Origin of the sequence: Brenneria corticis (assembly GCF_003115855.1) — a bacterium.
GTDB classification, from domain to species: Bacteria; Pseudomonadota; Gammaproteobacteria; order Enterobacterales; family Enterobacteriaceae; genus Brenneria; species Brenneria corticis.
The window spans coordinates 1-591 of sequence record NZ_KZ819146.1; the positions used below are offsets into that span (position 1 = coordinate 1).

Consider the following 591-nt stretch of genomic DNA (forward strand, 5'->3'; position numbering starts at 1 on the left):
CGGTGACGCTAAGCAATGGCGCCACCATCACCTTTGCGGCCGGGGCAACAACTGGTACCTCGAGCGAGTTTGCCGTGCAGGGTGACGATGTCTATCAAGACGGTGAAAGCTACACCCTTCGTGTAACGGATGCGAGCGAGCATAACTTCGAGCAGTTGGATACCAGCGACACGGCAACAGTGACGGTGACCGATACTGTGGATACGGTCAATGTCATCATTGAGTCCAATGGCGACGTCACGGAAGCGCAGGATGCGGTCTTTACCATCAAGGTAGACCGGGTACTGGCCGACGATCTGGTGGTAACGTTAAGCAATGGCGACACGATAACTATCCGGGCCGGCGAGCAGAGTGTGGCTTATAGCGTGCCCGCGCAGGGCGACGATGTGTACGCCGATGCTAGTAGTGTGACGCTGGGCCTTACCGATGCCAGCGTGGCCGGCAAGGTCTTTGAAGATCTGCAGTTGGGCGGCGATGCGACAGTAAACGTCACCGATACGGTCGACACCATCAATGTGACGATCGATAGCAATGGCGATGTGACCGAAGCGCAGGATGCGGTCTTTACCATCAAGGTAGACCGGGTACTGG

The 591-nt window shown here is 56.9% G+C and carries 1 protein-coding gene and 1 pseudogene; both read left to right on the plus strand.

Going from position 1 to position 591, the window contains the following annotated elements:
- Nucleotides 1–2: 2 nt before the first annotated feature.
- Nucleotides 3–137 (plus strand): annotated as a pseudogene (locus tag DDT56_RS25245) (immunoglobulin-like domain-containing protein); the annotation flags it as partial.
- A gap of 48 nt (nucleotides 138–185) precedes the next feature.
- Nucleotides 186–591, plus strand: a 406-nt coding sequence (locus tag DDT56_RS24270; protein ID WP_136168898.1) for an immunoglobulin-like domain-containing protein, incomplete at its 3' end; no start/stop codon positions are given.